Here is a 21,598-nt window from a genome sequence, read left to right on the forward strand (position 1 = left end):
CGGCTGGATTACGTTTACAGGGGGGATATATATTTCAGTTTGAGGTTATATTTTGTTCTAGGTGGAGAAAATCACTGAAATAGGAGGTCGTATTGTTCACAAAACATTAAGTTTTATTTAAAGGTCAAAAACCTCATAAACACGTAAGATATGTATTACATTATTTATTGAATAAAATTGTATCCTTATACATTCTAAAAAAAAATATACCCTATATATGAAAGAAGACCATCTCAGGAAGGGTTTCTTTTTTGTACTTCGTCAATAGGATTGAGAAATGGACCGTGGAAAGAAGTAAAATGTCAAGTCAATGTTTCGAAATAGTAAAATTCCCTAGAGAAGAATTATTGGCAGTTGCTTCGTATGGGACAAAAAAAAACGCCGTATATAACAGCGTTTTTTATAAAATGTGTGAAGTTGTACTTATTATAATGCCCTAATATGAACAGCCAATCCATTTTTGGCCAACAGGGTATGATCTATACGATCTTTTGAACTTACTTTTCTCGTTTCTATCGCTACTTTGGTACGGGCATCGCTATTGGCATCATCCGAATATAGCGTAGCCTCATATTCCTTTCCAGCATCAAGAAAATCTAATGTGAAACTAATATCCTTCCCGGTAGATCCGCTTAAAGCCCCAACGAACCAATCATTGTTACTTTTTCGGGCAATTATGGCATATTCCCCAGGGTAGCCGTCCAATACCCGGGTATCGTCCCAAGTAGTAGGCAGGGCATCGTACCATGCCAATTCGGGCACTTCTTGTATAAATTCCTTTGTACCACCGGCACCTTCTTCTCCCGGTTTAGAACCCTCAGGCCTATCGTACCAGTATAAAAATTGCCATGGACTATAGATACAAACGGCTTTGGCCAACTGTGAGGCATGACTGCCCATTTTCTCTTCTACCCTTGGTGCGAAATAGCAATTGGTCTGGTCTCCGGCCCCGGCGATCATACGCGTAAAGATGGTACTTATGACCTCTCCATTTTCGGGTGATTCCTCATCTCCCCTGATTCCTTCTTGGGTCATTAGGTTGGGATAGGTTCTCGAATATCCCGTAGGTCTGTACTCATCGTGAATATCGACCATAAGCTTGTGTTCCGCGGCTTTTCGTACGGCATCGTGCAACCAAACGGTCCATTCTTGCGGGCCTACGTTCACAAATCCGTATTTTATTCCACTTACGCCCCATGATTTCAACAAGGGCAAAACCTCATCCAATTGTTTTTCCAAAGCCCTTCTGTTCACATAAAGAACAACGCCTACGTTTTTACTTTTGGCGTACTCGATAACATTTAACAGATCGAGGGGGCCCTTAGATCTTTTAGGATCAATCGTAATCGTAGTCGCATCGGAGGCATCATCATATTCATTACCGTACCAGCCGGCATCGAATTCGATATACTGTAAATTGTGTTTTACCGCGAAATCTACACAGGCCATCCCCCCTTGGGTTGTAAGCGTAGATTCCCGTATGATTTTCCCCGGTCTTATATATGAGGTGTCGCTTATCTTGTTCGGTTCGTTCAGGTTCAACAATAAATAGTTGTTCTCTAATATTTGTGCGGGTTTATTCGCTGCCATGACAAAGCGCCATGGGGTTTTGTCAACCGTGTTCCCCAATACGACCTTACTACTCAATTCTGAAACCAGCGTACCGCTTTTATCGAGGTCACGTCTAAGTTTCATCCGGGCATAATCGACTAGTGCGGCTTCGCCGATGGCCGTAAACAATGAATCTTTGAGTTGCACTAGCAAGGGGCGCTCCACTACCGTATCGAGCTCCGTTACCTTCCTTTTGGAAATCTCGCTCTGTGCCCTTACCGATGACCAAGCCGTAGCGGTCGGTGACACTGAAAATTCGGTGAGTTCTTTATCAATGGTACCCTTTGCTTCCTTAAACTCGTACCGGAATGCAACCCCTTCATTATATGCCCGAACGCGGAGGTTGTATAAAGCCCCTTCGCCCTTTAGTTTGATGAGTGATTCCTTATAATTTTCGGGATAGCTGTTTTTTTCACCATAGACCGGCTTCCAACTTGAGTTGACCTCATCGGTCTCTACCGATTCTACTTCAATGGTCGAAGCTGCTTGCGTTCCATTTTCCATTTGAAATCCCAAACCGGAACTTGCAATTACTTCTTGGCCGTCAAAACTAATATGGTACGAGGGTGATGTTCCATTTCCCGTATTGAAGGTAAAACTGTATTTATTATCAGGACTGGTAAGGTTCACACTCTCCGTGTTGTTGTCTCCCGAACATGAAAATAATAAGACGAAGGCAAAAAATGAAAAAATAGGTATTAGGTGTTTTTTAGGTCTCCGTAAGAATTTGTTTTTGCGCATAGTTTAAAGATTAGTTTAATGGTTAAGAACGAAATAAAAAAAGCAAATATGAGCGGATACCACTCATATTTGCCCTAAGATAAAAAGTATTAATAACCAGGATTTTGCTCTAAGTTAGGGTTGGCCGATAGCTCTCTTGGTGGATAAGGGAAAAGCATACGGTGTTCTCCGTCAATGGTGATTTGAAAGTCTTGGGGATACCCATCCCCTGCACCCGGAGCCGATGCATTTTGATCTGCATTATAAAATCCTTCCAATTTGGATTTAGAATATTCCAATCCCCTTCTCCGCATATCGAAAAGCATTTTCTGCTCGAAAGTCAGTTCAAGATCACGTTCTATAAAAATCGCATCTCTAAATGCTTCTTGAGACAAACCAGATAACGTTGATAAACCAGCACGTTCTCGTACCGCATTAATCCCCGTATAGTCTGCTGCGCCTAATTCATTAGTTACTTCTGAGTGCAGTAGTAATACGTCTGCATATCTCAAAACCGGAAAGTCATTAGGGGTAAAAAAGTTACTAGTCAACTCTGCGCCAACCGCCCTGTATTTGCCAATATAACCTGCTGCAAGGGGTCCATCTTCCATATTCATGGTAGTACCTGCAGGGAAACCAGCATATTCCTCCTCAAGAATTATATCAGTAACAATAGTCCATTGATATCTTGGGCCGGAATCGTGACTGGCATACCATTTGGCAAACTCTGGTGGAACTAAATCTAAACTTGATCCTTTTGAAAAAGAATCACCATCACCTGAAGTCCAAATACCTGATGTTAATACCGATGGAGTCATATATCCAAACATACCTCTGAAATTTCGTATTTCATCATTCTTTTGAATAGAGAACATCATTTCAGAATTGTTTTCATTCTGCCAATCCCACAAATCCTTATACGGTGTATCAGATTGTACAAGGGCGTATTTTCCAGAGGCAATTACTTCCTCCAATAACTCTTTCGCAGCCTGAAGATTTGAATTGTCCCCTAATGGTTGTCCAGCCATGGTAATGTAAGCCTTTGCCAAAATTGCCTGTGCGACACCTTTAGTAGCGTGCCCTTCCTCGATTTCACCTCTTAGAGGTAAGGTTGCTATAGCTTCTTTTAAATCCTTTATGATAAAAGCATAGGTTTCAGCAATAGTGGCTCTAGACGGGTACAAATCATCATCTAAGGTCTGCGCCTTATCTATAATTGGCATACCACCCCATAATCTAACACCGTAAAAGTATGTCAATGCTCTCAAAAATTTTGCTTCCCCCACTATTTCCGATTGGCGTTTTTTGTTGTTCATCTCTATAGATGGTACCAAATCAATAATATCGTTGGACATACGTACCGTACTCCAAATATGATCCATTATCTCAAAATAAGCAGGGTCGCCAAAATCATTGTTCCAAGTCCACGTTGAAAGGTTATTTCTTGGGTGAACATCCCTAAACCTATACATTACTGAAGGCGTTGGAAACTCAGTTGCCCAAAACATTCTATGGTTGTTTACAACCAAAACACCTAGTCGTGCGTAGTTACTTGCCACCATTGTTTCTACCGTTGCTTCGGTAGGAAAGTTACCTTCTCCAAAAGAACTGAAAAGCTCTTCCTCCAACTGTTCATCACAACTAAACGTGAGCAATAACGTGACCAAAAAAAATAATGAATATATAAATGTCTTTTTCATTTTTAATATTTTAGAAATTAAAATTGAGGCCCATTGTGTACTGTCTTGAAGTAGGATATACCCCTGTATCAAAACCTTCACCAAAAGCAGTCGTACCTCCAGAACTAACATCTGGATCATATCCATCATAGGTAGTAAGCGTTAGAAGATTTGTACCCGTCACAAAAATATTGAGCCCACTAAATATCCCTAACTCCTGAGGTAAAGTATACCCAATACGTAGGTTTTTAAGTCTAAGGAAACTACCATCTTGAATGCCTCTACTATCAAAGACTAAGCCTTTACCACCATTTGCAGACTTATTAATTGCAAACTCGGCATCAGTGTTATTGGGTGTCCAAGTATCATTGGTTTTTTCGAAATCACCTCCATAAAACATATAAATCTCATTACCAACCTGCCCTTGAAGAAACATGGAGATATCAAAATTTTTATAGCTAAAGCGATTAGTAAGACCAAATATAAAGTCTGGAGTACCTTTCCCTAAAGCCGTCTGATCTGCATCTGTAATTATTCCATCCCCATTAACATCTTTATAAATCCAATATCCAGCTTGGTGATTATTCCTAGAAGCATCTTGATCAACAGGCCAATTGTCTGCTTGCTCTTGCGTGTCAAATACTCCTTCAACTATAAAACCATAAATCTGTCCCGCAGGCTGTCCTTCATACAATCTAGGGCCTCCTCTTCTTGGCCACGTAGCAACTTCAATGTAAGGTTCATCCGTGTTTAAATCTCTAGAAGTACCTTCTGCTACATTTGTAGCTTCTATTTTTAAATGTGTAGCATTCACATTCAAATCCCATTTGAAGTTATCACTATCTACTACTACAGCGTCAAAACCTAGTTCTAATCCTTGATTTTTCAGAGCGCCTAAATTCTGAATAGAAGATTTAAATCCACTAGTAGAAGGAATAACTACCGGTATAATTAAATCTTCTGTGTTTTTTAGGAAATAGTCAAAAGTCAGGCCTAACTTACCCTTTCCAAAACGAGCATCAAAACCAATGTTATATTGAGTAGTCGTTTCCCATTTTAAATCAGGATTTGATATTCTAGACAAATTGGTGCCATTTGCGGCTATTCCGTTAAAACTATATGCATTAGAATTTATAGACCAAAGACCTATTGAACTGTACGGTCCTAAATTTCCGTTTCCGGTCTGACCTACGCTACCTCTAATTTTAAAGTCCGAAACAAAATCTTGACCTTGCAAAAATGTTTCTTCAGTAGGCCTCCATGCTAATGCGACTGACGGAAAGAACGAATATTTATTGGATGCCCCAAAAACTGAAGAACCATCTTGCCTACCATTAAGACTAATATAATATTTACTTGCAAAATCATAGTTTATCCTAGCAAAAAAACCAACAGTTTGCCATTTGCTCTTTCCATTTGAAATATTTAGAAAATCCTGGTTTCCTCCCGCAAGATTGTTAGCTCCCAAGTCGTCTGAAGCAAATTCACGTGCACCAATATTTATATCCGTAAAGGTCTGTTGAATCGACTCAGCACCACCTACAAAATTCACATTATGATTTCCAAATGAATTTACCCAAGATAAATAGGCATTTGTGTTGGAACGAAGGGATTCACGTGTATTAACAATAGCTTGCCCAGGTGGCACCGGTGATCCAGAAAAGAAAAGTGTTCTATTTATATAAGTCTCCCTTTTTGTATCTGAGTAATCCAAACCAACGCTACCAGTTAACGTAAGACTATTCGTAATATGAATATCAGCTTGGATATTTCCGAGCAATCTATTTGTCCTAGTAATGTCATCTACATTCTCTAAAATTTTCAGTGGATTAGTATACAATCCTGGTCCAGATGCCTTAGAATCAACATACCATCTTCCCGAAGCATCATCAAACCATTCCGGATTATGTACTGGAGAGTACCCTAGTGCAGCAGTTACAGTATTGTAATTAAAGCCTGCCCCGGTCGGAACCCCATCATCAAAAATATGATTTAAGGATACGTTACTTTTTAGACTAACCAGATTACCTAAATTCTGATCCAAGTTTATTCTGAACTGTGCATTTTTAAACGAATTATCTACCATAATACCATCTTGATCCAGATATTTACCGGATAATAGATATTTTGTATTTTCATCACCCCCGCTAAAAGAGACAGATACATCTTGGACTATAGCCTGCCTGTAAAGTATATCCTGCCAGTTATAAGTATTGGCGTTTTGTGCAAGAGGATGAAAAAAGTCAGAACCATTAAAGCGCACATTATTTGGTGAAACACCGTCATTTATTTCTCTTTCGGTTAAGTTCTCAATATATTCAGGACCGTTTCTTCTGCTCATGGTACGCATTAAAGATTGTATCCCAGTGGTAAAATTAATATTTACCTTAGGTTTTCCAGACTTTCCCCTTTTGGTAGTAATCAATACAACACCGTTCGCTCCCCTACTACCGTAAATTGCAGTTGCCGCGGCATCTTTTAAAATTTCTATGTTTTCAATATCATTAGGATTTAGTAATTGAAGCGCATTAGGACGTACTTTATTAGCTTGTGAACCTTCTACACTCCCTTCAAAAATGCCTCCACTTACATTAAGATCGTCATTGTCACTGTTCACGGGAAAACCATCAACAATATACAAAGGTTCCGTAGACCCCGTAATCGTACTGGTCCCACGTATTCTAATATTGATACCTCCGCCCGGAGAACCATCACCTGTAGTTATCTGAACACCCGCAGCTCTGCCCTGTAAGGCACTGATTACGTTTGTAGATGGTATTTCTGAAATATCCTCACTTGAGACAGAAGCAACCGAACCTGTTAAATCACTTCTCTTTACCGAACCGTATCCTATAAGGACAACCTCATCCAAGGCAGTAGCATCTTCGATCATGGTAACATTAACCACCGTTTTTCCGTCTATAGCGATTTCTTGTGACTTAAGCCCGATAAATGAAAACACCAAGGTAGTTGCCCCGTTCGGTACGTTTATCGAATAGTTTCCGTCAAAATCGGTTTGTGTACCCGTAGTCGTACCTTTTGCCAAAACGTTAACCCCGGGAAGTGGTTGCCCGCCTTCATCGATAACGGTTCCCCTGATTACCTGGTAAAATGCACTCTCGTCTATATCCATGGTATTCACAGGACTTATAGCGGCAATGCCATTTTGGGCCAATGCCGACATATGGGGCTCATCTATCCTTTGGATTTCGGAGTTGGTCAGAACAATCTGTTTTTCAATCACCGTATACCGGATATTCGTATGCTCCAAGACCAAGTCAAGGATTGAACTGATAGGCTGGTTTCTTACGTCTATGTCCACTAGACGTTCAAGATCAATAGATTCTTGGTTGGCCAAAAAGTAAAATTGACTTTCCTTTTCTATTTTATCGAGAACTTCACCAAGTCTCACATCGGTCATCTTTAGCGATAGCTTTTTTTGCTGCGCATACGAATCATTCGCAAAAACACTGCTTATCGCAACTATAACCAAGAAAAAGGTAATTCTCATGATTCTTAAAATTTTACGCAGGGTAAACATTTCCGCTCCCCCTCGTTTCGGTTTTTTTTCCATAATTTTGTAATAGTTTAGTAGTTATAATTCGGTTGTGACTTCTAATCGCCCTAACAGGAATGTGCTGCAACCACTTTCCTGTTTTTTTTGTTTTTAAGGTTATACCATAGGCATTGTTTTTAATTTTGGTTTAGTTGGTTTTTCTTTGATCATCGAACCGTGATTTTTACCTTTCGCTTTGAAAATTGAAAGTGTCTTTCGTCCTTTTTTCGATTTTCGATATGATAGTCTATAGGAAAACTCATTTTTAAGAGCCGTAATACTTCCTCGATATCCTCGTCTACAAATACCGCCCGCAATCTCAAATCTTTATTTTTATGGTTTTCTATGGTAACGTCAATATTATACCATCGGCTCAATCGCTTTGCCACCTCTTCCATTGAATTGTTCCGAAAGACCAATTTGCCATCTTTCCAACTCGAAAATTTATTGTCGCCAACAATGTTCGAACGACTTACACTGTTCGTCTTCGCATCGATAATTACCCTTTCACTGGGCTCCATTGACAATTCCTTTTGATCACCTTTAGGCTTTAACAGAACCTTTCCCGACTCCAAGACGACATCGGTTTTTTCTCCCTTGTAGGCTACTACGTTGAATTTTGTTCCCAAAACGGAAATATCAACATCAGGGGTCACCACATTAAAGGGCCTGTCTTTATTCTTCTTCACATCGAACCATGCCTCCCCTATTAAATAGACATCACGGGTATCTCCAAATTGTGGTGGGTAAGTAAGGGTCGAACCACTATTCAACCAGCCTGTACTTCCATCGGGCAAAGTAAATTGAAGTTTTGACCCCAAGGGGGCATTTATACGAATAGAAGAAACTTGATCGAGGACGTTTTCTTTTTGCCCATTTGTGCATACTAGGTACAGTAGTCCCAATGGCAACAGCAACATCGCCGCAACACGTGCATAGGCCATCCATATTTTCCGAAAGACGTCGGATATATTTTTACCTCCTATACAACCCGCCTTGCCGATCGGTCTTTGAAACAGATGTCCGAGGTTTTTATCGGGGAAATTATCATCTTGGGAAAAGGCTTCCCAATGTCGTGCCAATAGCTCTTTTAATTCTTCTTCCTGTTCAGCATCCGCAAAAAGAGCCTCTATGTACTTTCTATCCTTAGGGGTATCTTCTCCTGAGAAGTAGTCAAGAATTCTTTTTTCGTCTAATTTCATCTTCATCGGAAAAGCTTTAGAAATAATAAAAAGGCACTACTATTAAGTAATATCCCGTATTGTCCCTATTCCCCTATCCCACAACAAGTTTTCGTTAAATTTTGTTAAAGAAAATGGAAGTATTCCGTTGAGCGGGCGCCCCAAGGACATGCCTTTTAGGTATGAACTGCAGATCGGAAGGTCATATTTGGTTACAGTACGAGCAGCTTAAACTTTGAAACAAAAAGAAGTTATGCCCCTTAACAAACAGAAAAACAAAGACATACCGACTACACAAAGACTTATGGAGTCTTTTAAAAAAAGTCTTTCTTTTCCTTGGGCCTACTACATTTCCAGCACCCTTTGTTCTTCGGTACCGTTCAAATGCACCCGAAGGTATTTTAAGGCCAAGGTAATCTGGTTTTCAACGGTTTTAGGGCTTATTCCCATCTCTACGGCAATATCTTTTACGGGAAGACCTTCAAAACGGCTTTTGATAAACGTCTCCTGTCTTCTCTTCGGCATTTTGGCTACCAAGTTTTTCAACCTTTCCATAGTAAAATTGTAATCCAATTGATCCGTGGTAGAAAGGTCAAAGCCTCGCTGCACACCTTCCGATGCCAAATAATCGCGTACACGCCCCCGTCTTATGAAGTTTTTCTTGATCAAATTATAGGCAATTGTAAAAATATAGGCCTTAAAGGAATTGTCAGGTTTGAGGTTTTCCTTCTTTTCCCAAATTTTAGCAAAGACATCTTGCACTACCCCCTCGGCCTCTACGGGCGATTTTAAATACCCCAAGGCAAAATAATACAGCCTTTTATTATATCGGTCGAACAGTTCCCTATAGGCCATATCACATCCGAGTTTGAGGTTGATTACTGAAACTTGATCACATTCTTCCACTATTTTTAAAGTGCTCATACTTTCTGTTTTTGGTGGTGTGCTTAATTCGTTTGCATTGGATAATCGATTTCCATAATGGCGGCCATGTCTAAAGTGACATTTGTATGGGCCATGACTTTTTCAAAGAGTTCTTCTGCCAACTTTCTTCCTCCTTCAATACCCTTATAGCCTAGGGCCATTAAATATTGGCAGTGCATTTTATTCCTTAGGTCAAGGTTTTCATCCCAAATCATCAAATCGGGAAGGGAAACCGCGAAATAGTCGATTTTAACCTCATCGGCAAGGTGGGCCTCCCCGTAAGAAATCAGTTTTCCAAATCGCTTTAGAGCTTCTTTTTGCTTTTCCAGTTTTATCAAGGCAAGGCCCTGATAAAAAATAGTTTCAGGCGGCTGATCGTTATAGAACCATACGGCCATTGGCTCGCTGGCACCCGAAGCGGCCTTCCTCCAAAACAAATTGGCTTTTTCAATATGGCCAAGCCCCTCAAGGGCACAGCCGTACCAGTAGTCGATTTCGTTCTCATGGGCCCCCGGCAGTTTACCTTCACCAAGGTTATGGGGATAGGTTCTCGCCTTTTCCAAACTTTCCATGGCGGCCTTAAAATCCTTTTTTACAAAGGCCTCGCGCGCCATTCCTATCAGACTCGATGTATAGGCTTTGGTCACCTTGCCTTCACCCCCTTCCCACGGATGGAACTTCCTTTCCATGATCCATTCGTAGGCCTGCCTATATTTCCCTTCTATGATCAAGAGGTAGGCTTTTTCAATATACAGGTCATCCCGAAGCAATACCAAATGTGGATATTTCTCAAAATTTTCAAACCGAAATGCCACTGATTTGTTCAGCCGTTTATAGAGCTGATCACGCTCCATAAAAATTCGGGCATCGTTGGAATCTAATTCAAAAGCGACCTCCATAGATTCAAGGGCCTTATCGAAATCCTCCCTTTTATTGTAATAGGCCAAGGCCAGGTTTCTATGTGCCGTTGGAAAAGAAGGGTCGTTCTTGACCGAGTTTTCCCAACACGAAATAGCATCGTCGTACTGGAGGGCGTTATACCAAAAATTACCTAAGTAGTAAGGAGCCTTAGCACATTCAGGATAGACATCTATAGCCGATTCAAGGGCCAGAACAGCTTCCAAGCGGTGCGGGAAGCAATAATCGGGAAGCGCCTTCTCGGCAACTTTTATGGTTTCAAGGGCAGCGCTATCTTTCCCTGACCTAGTCAAAAACCACGCTTTAAAGTACAGGGCCATCGGATAGTGAGGTCCGCACTGGGAGACCCCTAACCCTATCAGGACAATGGCCTCATCGAACAAACCGGCCCGGGCATAATCCAACGAAATTTCGATATAATTATGAATATCGTTGCGCATGAGCTCGATCAGTTCCTCCTTAGCCCCTTGGTTCCCCATAAGGTACTTTTCAAAATACAATCCGAAATTGAAAAGGTCTATGGATAAAGACTCCTCGATAAGCAATAGGGCCTGTTCGGTTTCCCCTTGCTTTCGGAGTACGGCCACCTTTAAGTGGCGTGCTTTATGATTATGCCAATTGCGTAGCAATGATCGGTCTACGGTATCTAAGGCCGCAACCCAATCTTGCTTCATACAATCGAGAAGTGACAGCTGAAAATACCCTGGATCCATAAAGGAAACGTCCCAAACGGACTTATAAAAAGCATCATAGGCTTCGGCATACTTGCCTTGGTAAGACAGCGAAAGCCCTAGATTAAAAAGAGGCTCCCCATCCAAAGGATTCGGGTTGCGGTCTATCTGCCTATTGTAGGCCTTTAAAAAGTATGGTTCTGCCTTCCCAAACTTTCCTTTCCCCATCAACCATAGGCCCATGGCGTTATTACAACGGATATCGCCTGGGTCACGCTCCAATGCCTCTCGGTAGTACGGCAGGGGGTCATAAGTGGCATGCCGATATTGTTCCAAATGAAGTCCGTTCAAAAACAGCTCCTCGTTTGTTTCTATATCCTTAGGTTCCCTAGCCGCCTGTGCCGGCTCGGGAATGGTAGTGTCAGGTTCTTTTTCCGGCCTCCAATCCAACAGAACGCTTCCGTTCTCCAATAGGATCGAAAGCTCAAAATCGTGTTGGGGCAGATCGGGATCGATACTAAGCTCCGAGGCATACGATCGGCCCGGCCTAAAGTCATATTTTTCCTCTAAGAGAACCTCTTCTTTACACTTAAGTCGTACGGTAGCCTTGTTATAGACCGCAGTGGCATATGCCTTGACAAGGGCCCTATCCCCTTCGAATTCGAGGTTCAACATCGCATCTTTTGATGCATTCTTTACCACGCCCAGGTCTTGGTACGGCATAAAGTACTGTGAAAACGATTTTTCCTCGTAAGGCTTCAACCATGTAAAATCGGGTTGGTTATCGGTATAGACGCCGCACATCAATTCAATATAAGGGCCATTGGCATCGGTAAGGTTTCTGTCCCATGCCTTGCCAAAGTCCCCATTACCCCAAGTCCATTGTTTTTTTCCAGGGGAAATATGGTGATTGGCCACGTGTAGCAGGCCTCCCTTAGAATCGTTTTCGTAGCCCCCGACAAAATTGTAATCCGACTTCATGGCCATGTACGATGTAGGTACGGGAATATTCGCGTATCTTGAAATATCGGTACCCGGGGAATAATCAAACTTATAATAGACCCCTTTGGCAATCGGAAATTCGGAAACATCGCGTTTACCGTGATCGAATACGGCGGTAACATCGGGAGGAAAGACAGACTGATAGTCATCATTGACCGCTACGGCCGGATTGGCCCACCATAAAAATGTTTGTGGCCTATCGGTACGGTTATAGAGGCTTACCTTAATTTCCAAATAGGCCTTATCGGGATGCAAGGTAAAGCCGGCCATGCCCTTGGTTCCTGACATACGCTCCATTTCACTGCACCAAACCGTTTTGCTCCGATCATCATTTTCGGTAATGCTATAATCAACGGGAAGGTAGGTAGAAGGGCGATGATGCTGTGGCCAGTTAAATTCGATACCTCCTGAAATCCACGGCCCCGTAAGTCCGACCAATGCCGGTTTTATCACCTCGTTATAATATACAAAATGGCGTTTTTTCACTTTATCGTAGGCCATTTGTACACGTCCGCCCAATTCGGGTAAAATCATAATCTTTAAAAAATCGTTTTCGAGAAAACAGGCCAGCCATTCCTTTTCGACCTTTTCATCGCTTATTTTCTCGACCACCGGATAGGGGTATACTTTTCCGCTACTGCCTTGATACACCCTTTTTTCAAGAAAAATGGGGTTCTTTTCGGCAGCTCCGATTTCATAGGTAGGAATCATTATTTTTTCGCTCCAGACTTTTACGCTCATTACTTCATTTCATTTAGCCCTTTTCAAATGTCAATTAGGCTGATTCTTTATACGACAAGGAATTTATTGGAATACCGATATCGGCCATGATCATCCCACCAAGGGATACTGCCACTTCGATATAGAACAAATGTATTCGCTGATAGGGCTTCATAAAATAGATTATGCTCTTCATTTAATGGATTATTTTCTTATTACTATATTAGTATCATGAAAAAGAAAGATGCTTTCACCGGACAGAAGATGTTAGTGATCCATAAAAAATCACTAAAAATTTTAAGAAAAAACCAATTTACAAGGGGCTTATATGTGACAGACGTCGGTTATTTCCCTAAGGCACAATTTCACTATCGTGAAAGACCTAAAGGATGTTCTGAATATATTCTTATTTTTTGCGCCCAAGGAAAGGGGTGGATAGAAATCGATGGAGACCGGCACACACTCACTCAAAACCAGTTCTCCGTCATACCTAAAAATTGTCCGCACAAGTACGGTGCCGATTTTAATAACCCTTGGACTATCTATTGGATACACTTTAACGGAGAAAACACGGATCACTTCATCAACCCCTTTGTGTACCCAAGGACCTTAATTAAATCACCGAATAGTAGACTTGGGGAAAGGGCCCTTCTTTTTGAGGAAATTTATTACACCCTTGAAGCAGGAAATTCATTGAACAATCTCGAATACAGCAGTGTGCTGCTTATCAACCTTCTCGGTTCGTTCAAATACCATTCGCTTTTTACGCAGACCAAGACATCGTTGAACAATGATCCTATTTCCATGGCCATTACCTATATGAAGGAAAACATCCGAAAAAAACTCAGCATTGCAGAAATCGCCTCTTCTTCGGGCCTTTCCGTTTCACATTTCTGCCTTCTTTTCAAAAAGAAGACTTCCCACACCCCTATTGAGCATTTTACCTACTTAAAAATGCAACGCGCCTGCCACCTTTTAGATTTTAGCACCCTACGAATCAATGAAATAGCCATTGACATCGGCTATGACGACCCCTATTATTTTACCCGGGTCTTTAAGCGTGTAATGGGGAAATCACCATCTACATATCGTGGAAGCATGAGCTAATAAACTAATGTCCATAAAATAAATAAGAAGATTAGTTGTCAGCAACCACATTCTAAAAATTATGAATAGGGGAATTTAGAAGTTGTAGGATATAAGATATAGTAAGGCTGAATAATTTGGTTAGTTATCAGTCCTATTGAAATAGAGTTGTTTTGTTAGTTTAAAAAAAGGAGTGTTTTTGAGTTGCACTCCTTTTTCTTTTATTTTACAAGGAACTAAAATAATATACTCATAATCAGATAACATAAATTTTATATTTTTTAAAATAAATGAAAGTTCATTTACTATTCTCACAATTCAATTACTAATTTGAAAAAAAATCTATGTACTAGACTCTAAATCGTACAAAATCCAATTAGGAAGTTGAAACATTTACTAAATCAAAAATGTTCGAATGGAAAAAATAGCTCGGCACATAAAACAATCATTGAACTCTGATATTCGCATGAACAATGGAAAAGCTAATAATGGCACAAATTTTCAAATTAAAACCTTATTAAAAACATCTCGAACTCAATTAATCCATTATAAAGCATTGGTATACAAATGTATAAACCCAAAAATAGCAGAAAAACATAAGTATTCAGCCCATTAATTCATTCGATACAAAAAGTAATAAATGACACCATTTAAATAAAAGCACTTTCAACAAAAACGTTGTTTTATAAAATTTATAGCTGAGGAATACTCACTTATTAAGTCATTTAGACACCCCTTTGAGTATTTAGATTTTCCCGTACTTATATATAAAATATTTGGGCAGAAAATAACGTTAATTCAATCCAAAAAATAATTTAATGACTTTTATTCGTTTGTAAAACTTTGGGCAAACTTTATTAAAGTTAATCTAAAAGTTTAAAGATTTGCAAATTATCATTGTTTCTAGCTACCGCAACCCTTACTTGCCCCTTGGCCGTATGATATACTTCTATATCTCGAAGCTCTCCTTCACTTCTAAAGCCACTCTCACCTGAATATTGAACCTTAAATGTGCCGTCTCCGTTACCTTTTAAATACCAGCCATGGCTAGCGTCATGGCGTCCTAAGCCAGGGTTCACGGTAAACATATTTCCTCCCAATAAAACATCTAGATTTCCATCTGAATCGAAATCGTGTGAAACCATCCCGTATATAGGTGCAAACTGTGTTTCTTGAGGCAGTTTCTTTACAGTAAAGGATTTTCCTTCCACATTTTCCAAATAGACACTGTTCATCGTATTTACTGTTTTTTTGACTGCACCCTTTAATTCTGTGGAAGTAAATATTTCCGGAACGGTTTTTCCTGAATATTGGGCATATGAGGGAAATCTCTTTTTTAAATGGGGCATTTGACTGGTCAATTCATTTAAAGTCGCAACAGGATACAATTTACTGTTTTTAGTAATTGCAATTATCGGCTCGGTTTTCCCATTGTTATCAAAGTCCTTGATCAAAAGCGTGAGCGGGTTTTCCACCGATGCCTCCAATTTTGAGTTTAAACCGTAGTTACCCACTACGAAATCAAGGTCACCGTCTTTGTCAAAATCATCGGCAATAATAGTATTCCAAAGCCCTTTAGTATGTGAAAGGCCATACGAATCCGTCGCCAGAACAAGTCCATCACCCCTGTTTTCAAAAACCGTAACGGGCATCCACTCTCCTACAACGATTAAATCCAACTTTCCATTGGCATTGACATCTACCCAGACCGCATCGGTTACCATTCCTAGATTATTAAGCCCCTTGGCCTGTGCGGTCGTCACGTCGGTATAATTTCCATTTCCATCATTTTCCAAAAGATAACTTTTAGGTGACAGACCATAGTTCCAAGGTACGGTTCGTCCTCCTACAAAAAGGTCAAGATCTCCATCATTATCGTAATCTGCCATGGCAACGCAGGAATTATTGACATAATTCCCTTCAAAGTCAAAATTGGAATCGGTAAAATTTCCCTGTCCGTCATTGGCATAAATACGGTCTTTTAACCATTCATTTTTACCCCAATATTCATTACCTCCACTAGCCACATAAAGATCCATATCACCGTCATTGTCAACATCGACAAAGAGCACCTCGGTATCTTCGGCCAGACTATCTTTTTCAATTTCAAATTGAGGAGAATATTGCCAACCGCCGTTTTTATCTTGCAAAAAAAGCTTTGTCGGGCTTCTTCGTGCCCCTCCGATGAGCATATCTTCCAAACCATCGGCATTAACATCAGAAAAAGCGATTTTGGGACCTTCATTTGAAACCGAATGCGGTATAAGAATCTCTCTATTCTTATCGAAGAAAGTATTTTCTTGATGTTTAACATTTAAACTTAACGAATCTGCGACTTTTTCGAAAAGGGTCGGCTCTCTGGGCTTTTTTTTATCGCTGTAATAATTGCCGTAAGCTTTCCCCTTATCTATTTCCAAAATAGAATTGACCTCTACCCCCTTGATGGTTTGATAGAGCCCTCCTGGCCAAACCACCATAACCGAATCAATGATATTTACCTTTTTGCCCAGCCCAAAAGTTAAAACAGGGTCGACAGACGATTGAAAGCCACGGACCGGTGACTGCTCTTGTACAAATGTACCATTAGCCGTTTTTACCAATATTTTTGCTCCTATGCCAAACCTATTTTGTTCTGTTCCCTTCAGTTTAACCTGAAGGTATTTATTCTCATCCTTATTTGAATTATTCCGAAAAATTGAAGCAATATCGTTCACGTTGTTAATAACGATATCTAAATCTCCATCTAAATCAAGGTCTCCGTAAGCCGTTCCATTGGAGAACAAGGCTTGATCCAACCCCCAAGATATAGTTAGGTCTTCGAAGGTCAAGTCGCCATTGTTCCTAAACATATAATTTCGGATTTTATCCGTAGGCATTTTATCGATCAGGGATAGGTTGTTCGCGTTTATGCCATTTGCTATCGACCGTTGCACATTTTGATCCGAATAATAATTGATATAGTCCAAATCATTGGGTCGTCTATATATACCGTTGGTAATAAACAAGTCTTTAAAACCGTCATTGTCGAAATCACTTAGCAAGGGGCCCCAACTCCAATCCGTGGCATCTACTCCGGCAAGAGGCGCAATATCTTCAAAAGTGCCATTTCCCATATTCATTTGCAGTGTATTTCTCACCACTTGATGTCCATAGCCAAAATTAAGTTTTAGGTTACGTAAATCATAACTATCCTCAACTGTGGAACGCTGAAAAATTGCCATATCATCTGGAAGCATATCTAAAGTAATGATATCTGGAGCCCCATCATTATTGATATCGGCAATATCATTCCCCATAGAATATCGGCTGGTATGGGCCAATAATTCTTGCCCGGACTCTTCAAACGTGCCGTCGCCATTATTTATATAGAGATAATCATTCTCATGAAAGTCATTGGAAACATAAATATCAACGAATCCATCATTATTGATATCGGAGGTAGACACCCCCAAGCCATAACCTATGCTACTATTGTTTATTTTCGCGTACTCGGTGACATCCTTAAAAATTGGCTTTCCCGACTCAGAATCATTCCGAAGCAGCCTATCACCGGAATGCTTACTGTTATAATTTAAAAGTTTTTCACGGTCACCGTATGACCTATCCGTATGTACTGAATGGTTTAACAAAAACAGATCTAAGTCATCATCGTTATCATAATCAAGGAAAGTTGCCTGGGTAGCATATCCTGAAAAATCCAAACCGTAAGCCTCCGCTTGTTCTATAAAAGTTCCATTGCCTTGGTTAATGAACAATTGATTCTTTCCCACCTTACCCTGATAGCCCCCTCCCAAATTACATACGTATATATCCAGTAGGCCGTCACCATTCAAATCGACCATGCTACTACCTGTGCTCCAGTGTACAACATCAGGAATACCTGCAGCCTCACTGATGTCCTCAAAAATCATCCCGCCTTTGTTCAAATAAAGTTTGTTCGGCCCCTCATTGGACGTGAAGAACAATTCTGGAAACCCGTCCCCATTTATATCCCCTATAGAAACTCCTCCACCGTTATAATAATAGATATAATTCAGGATGTTAAAATCAACCCCTTCCTTTAGATCATTGCGAAAATCCACGTTACTGATTTCAGGGTTTACCAAACTGAAAAGCGTACTTTTTTCCTTCTTACAAGAGAGTACCGTGAGAACTAATAATATAAAAACAACCCAATTATTAGACATGTTCATTATTCTCTTTTTAATAATTCATAAACTTTTAAAGGTTCATTGTTGAATACTAATACATAATATCTCTTACCATTACGATGTAAAGTATCCATTCCTTGAACAACACCTTTGTGAAAAAATCCGCTTTGCGAAGCGTCCAAAGCCTTATAGGTCATATCTCCCTTGCCCAATAGAATTTGACCATAGCTAGCGTCAAATCTTCCGAATTTTGAAGGAGGTCCAAAGAAATTGCCTCCTAGCATTAGGTCTTTTATGCCATCATTGTTAAAATCCTCGGTATGAACGGTATTAATAGGAGACACTTGGGCCTCATAAGGCAACGTACACGGCCTGAATCGCTGTCCTTCATTTACCAAAATGATAGAACTAAAGTTTTTCACTTCTTTACTAATAGAGAATTTCAACTGTTCTTCTGTGAAAACCTGCTCCATAGTTTGCCCCGCGTAGTCCTCAAACTTTACATATTTTTTTTTCAGTCCAGTAATTTGCTCCGTTAATTCATTCTTAAGCGGTAGGGGGTACGATTTTCCGTTTTTGCCGTAACCAATTACTCCTTCCCATGATCCATTTTTATCAAAATCGTTCATATAGAGTTTCAACGGAGCTTCCTGCGATGCTTTTAAGAAGGAATTTTCACCACGGTTGCCCGCTATCAAATCAATATCACCATCCATATCAATATCATCGGCATGAATGGTATTCCACCATCCTTCTGTGTTTTCCAAGCCGATCGACTTACTTCTATCCGATAGACTGCCTTCATTATTATTAAATACCTTGATTCCCATCCATTCCCCAACAAGTATTAAATCGTCATCTCCGTCTCCGTCATAGTCTGACCAAACAGCATCTGTAACCATCCCTACCCTTCCCAGGTTGAAAGAGATTTGACTGGTAGACTCCGTAAATTTTTCCCCACCCTCATTTATCAGAAGAACACTTCGTGGGGTTTCCCCATATTTTCCTGGAACAACCCGGCTACCAACGAATAGGTCTACATCGCCATCGCCATCTAAATCAGAAGCCCGTACCACGGACGTTACATTTGGAAATTCGGGCAACAGGCCCTTAGATTTTACAAACTGACCTTTACCGTTATTGATGTATAAGCGGTCTATAAGATTTGAAGCATGATAGGGGTATTGATTTCCTCCGCTTCCCACGTATAAATCGAAATCCCCGTCACCGTCAAAATCAAAAAATTCGGCAGCAGTATCTTCATACATCTTCTCATTTTCCAACACGTCTCTATTTGAAGAAAAATATCCCCTTTTATTGCTTAAGTACAGTTTAGGAGGAAAACCCTTAGCACCTCCTATAAAAAAATCCTTTACCCCATCGTTATTAACATCTGCGCCTGCAAATGCCGGCCCTTCAGTTGAAATCTTATGAGGTATCAAGCGCTCATAGTAAAAGTCTACAAATTCATCCTCTTGGTGATCGTAACTCGATAATTCTTCTAAACCCACTTCCTTAAACAAAGGTCCTGACAACCGGTTCGCTTTTATTTTCGGATGGACGACCGCTTCCTTTTTATAATCAACATTCAACACCTGATTGGCTGCAATATCAAAACTCATTTGCCTGGTGGCGTCTGGCCAGACGATTTTTAAGGAGTCTATTTTGCTACATTTTCCAAGGCCAAAAATCAATTTGTAATCGGAAGAAGATTGGTAACCTCGGGAAGGCACCAATTCTTGAAAAAGCACCCGTTCACCAGTGTAGAGTGTTACCTTGGCCCCAATGGCGTACATGTTCGCCCCTTTCATCTTTAGTTTTACCCCTAGGTAATTGTTCACACTAAGATCAGTGGCATTGTTGCGATAAATTGAAGCCAACATATTCACATTATTCACCACTAGATCAAGGTCTCCATCATTATCAAGGTCACCATAAGCGGAGCCATTAGAGAAAGTCATATCATTGATTCCGGATTCTTTAGCCCGTTCTTCAAACCGTTTTCCGCCTTGGTTTATATATAAATGGTTAACGAGTTTGGCACTTGGCATTTTATCGAGCAAATCGTTGAAATCAATTTTTGATTCAGGCTCCGTTTGGTGATATAAGGCAGATTCTTCATTAGCAAAAAAATCAATAAAATCCCTATTCGTAATGTCTTTATAAATGCCATTATCGACAAAAATATCTTTTAGACCATCATTGTCAAAGTCCGCTATAAGACCGCCCCAACTCCAATCTGAACTCTGTACATTGGCCATCTGGCCCACCTCAGCAAAAACTCTATGGTCTTTATCACCTGCAGCATTGGGAGCAGGAATATTCCAATGAAGCATGTTTCGCATATATTGATGGTAATAGCCCTGTTTTATTTTATTTTGATGCACATCATAAGGCTCATACCCTACCAACTTTTTAAATCGTATTTCATCATCGGGCAACATATCCGTCACAAAAACATCAGGGAACCCATCATTATCGATATCGGCCATATCAGCACCCATTGAAAAAGTGCTTATATGCCCCATTCTATCCATTAATTCTTCACTGAAAGTGCCATCCTTTTGATTTATATAGAGGTAATCTCGTTCAAAAAAATCATTGGAAACATAAATATCCAACCATCCATCCTTATTGATATCTCCCACAGAAACGCCAAGACCAAACCCTATCTGGCTCCCAAAAATTCCCGCTTCTTCAGTAACATCCCGAAAGACCCCATCATCATTTCTCAACATTTTATCGCCCCCTAGGGCGTCTCTTTCATTACGAGTATTTTTATACCCATGTTTTATAAAATCTACAATTGGCGTAGAGGAATTATTGAGCAGATATAGATCCAAATCCCCATCATTATCATAATCAAAGAAAGCACTATGCGTAGAATACCCTTTATCGTCCACACCATACATATCTGCCGATTCTGTAAAACGAACCTCGTTTATAGACCCCGTAGTTCCATTATTAATAAAAAGTTCGTTTGCTTTATTATCACCTTGTACATCTCCGGAATTACAGACATAGATATCTAAAAAACCGTCATTGTTCACATCTGCAAAACCAACACCTGTAGACCAGGCTTGTTTTCCGCCAACACCAGCTTGTTCCGTAATATCTTTAAACCTAAAACCGCCTTGGTTCAAATAAAGTTTGTTTGAAGTTCGATTCGCAGTAAAATATATATCTGCCAGACCGTCATTATTGATATCTCCAATAGCAACACCTCCTCCATTGTAGTAGTTTCGATAAGAGAAGATGTCAAATTTACTATCGCGTTGAAGATTGTTCGAAAATTCAATACCCGTATCTTGAGCCGACATTTGGCTAAAAAGAGTTAATTCCCCACTAGGCTCGCCGCATGCGAAAAACAACAAGATGA

At 40.2% G+C, this 21,598-nt stretch carries 9 protein-coding genes; 1 reads left to right on the top strand and 8 read right to left on the bottom strand.

The window, feature by feature from the left end; translation table 11 throughout:
* Positions 1-426 precede the first annotated feature (426 nt).
* From H9565_RS14855 to H9565_RS14880, 6 genes are all read right to left on the bottom strand, one after another.
* Positions 427-2,352 carry a glycoside hydrolase family 97 protein gene (locus H9565_RS14855; protein ID WP_215440792.1) on the bottom strand — a complete coding sequence of 642 codons (1,926 nt, stop codon included), beginning with the start codon at positions 2,350-2,352 and terminating at the stop codon, positions 427-429.
* Between the two features lie 89 nt (positions 2,353-2,441).
* Positions 2,442-4,031 carry a RagB/SusD family nutrient uptake outer membrane protein gene (locus H9565_RS14860; protein WP_215440794.1) on the bottom strand — a complete coding sequence of 530 codons (1,590 nt, stop codon included), beginning with the start codon at positions 4,029-4,031 and terminating at the stop codon, positions 2,442-2,444.
* Positions 4,032-4,041: 10 nt separating this feature from the next.
* Positions 4,042-7,584 carry a TonB-dependent receptor gene (locus H9565_RS14865; RefSeq protein WP_215440796.1) on the bottom strand — a complete coding sequence of 1,181 codons (3,543 nt, stop codon included), beginning with the start codon at positions 7,582-7,584 and terminating at the stop codon, positions 4,042-4,044.
* Between the two features lie 149 nt (positions 7,585-7,733).
* Positions 7,734-8,774 (bottom strand): FecR family protein, encoded by a 1,041-nt coding sequence (locus tag H9565_RS14870; RefSeq protein ID WP_215440798.1) that lies wholly within the window; start codon positions 8,772-8,774, stop codon positions 7,734-7,736.
* Positions 8,775-9,092: 318 nt separating this feature from the next.
* A complete protein-coding gene (locus H9565_RS14875; RefSeq protein WP_215440800.1) occupies positions 9,093-9,671 on the bottom strand; it encodes an RNA polymerase sigma-70 factor in 579 nt (192 codons plus the stop codon).
* 23 nt (positions 9,672-9,694) lie between these two features.
* Positions 9,695-13,003: a DUF5107 domain-containing protein gene (locus H9565_RS14880; protein WP_215440802.1), complete on the bottom strand. Its 3,309-nt coding sequence runs from the start codon at positions 13,001-13,003 to the stop codon at positions 9,695-9,697.
* A 210-nt stretch (positions 13,004-13,213) separates the two neighbouring features.
* Between H9565_RS14880 and H9565_RS14885 the strand changes: the two genes are divergently transcribed.
* Complete coding sequence (locus H9565_RS14885; protein ID WP_215440803.1) at positions 13,214-14,089, top strand: AraC family transcriptional regulator; 876 nt, start codon at positions 13,214-13,216, stop codon at positions 14,087-14,089.
* Positions 14,090-14,931: 842 nt separating this feature from the next.
* Here the strand turns inward: H9565_RS14885 and H9565_RS14890 are convergent.
* Entirely contained in the window at positions 14,932-18,255 is a 3,324-nt protein-coding gene (locus tag H9565_RS14890; protein WP_215440805.1) for a VCBS repeat-containing protein, read from the bottom strand.
* A gap of 5 nt (positions 18,256-18,260) precedes the next feature.
* Positions 18,261-21,539, bottom strand: a complete 3,279-nt coding sequence (locus H9565_RS14895) for a CRTAC1 family protein (RefSeq protein WP_215440807.1) — start codon at positions 21,537-21,539, stop codon at positions 18,261-18,263.
* Positions 21,540-21,598 lie beyond the last annotated feature (59 nt).

Source organism: Zobellia russellii, from assembly GCF_018728565.1.
Taxonomy (GTDB): Bacteria; Bacteroidota; Bacteroidia; order Flavobacteriales; family Flavobacteriaceae; genus Zobellia; species Zobellia russellii.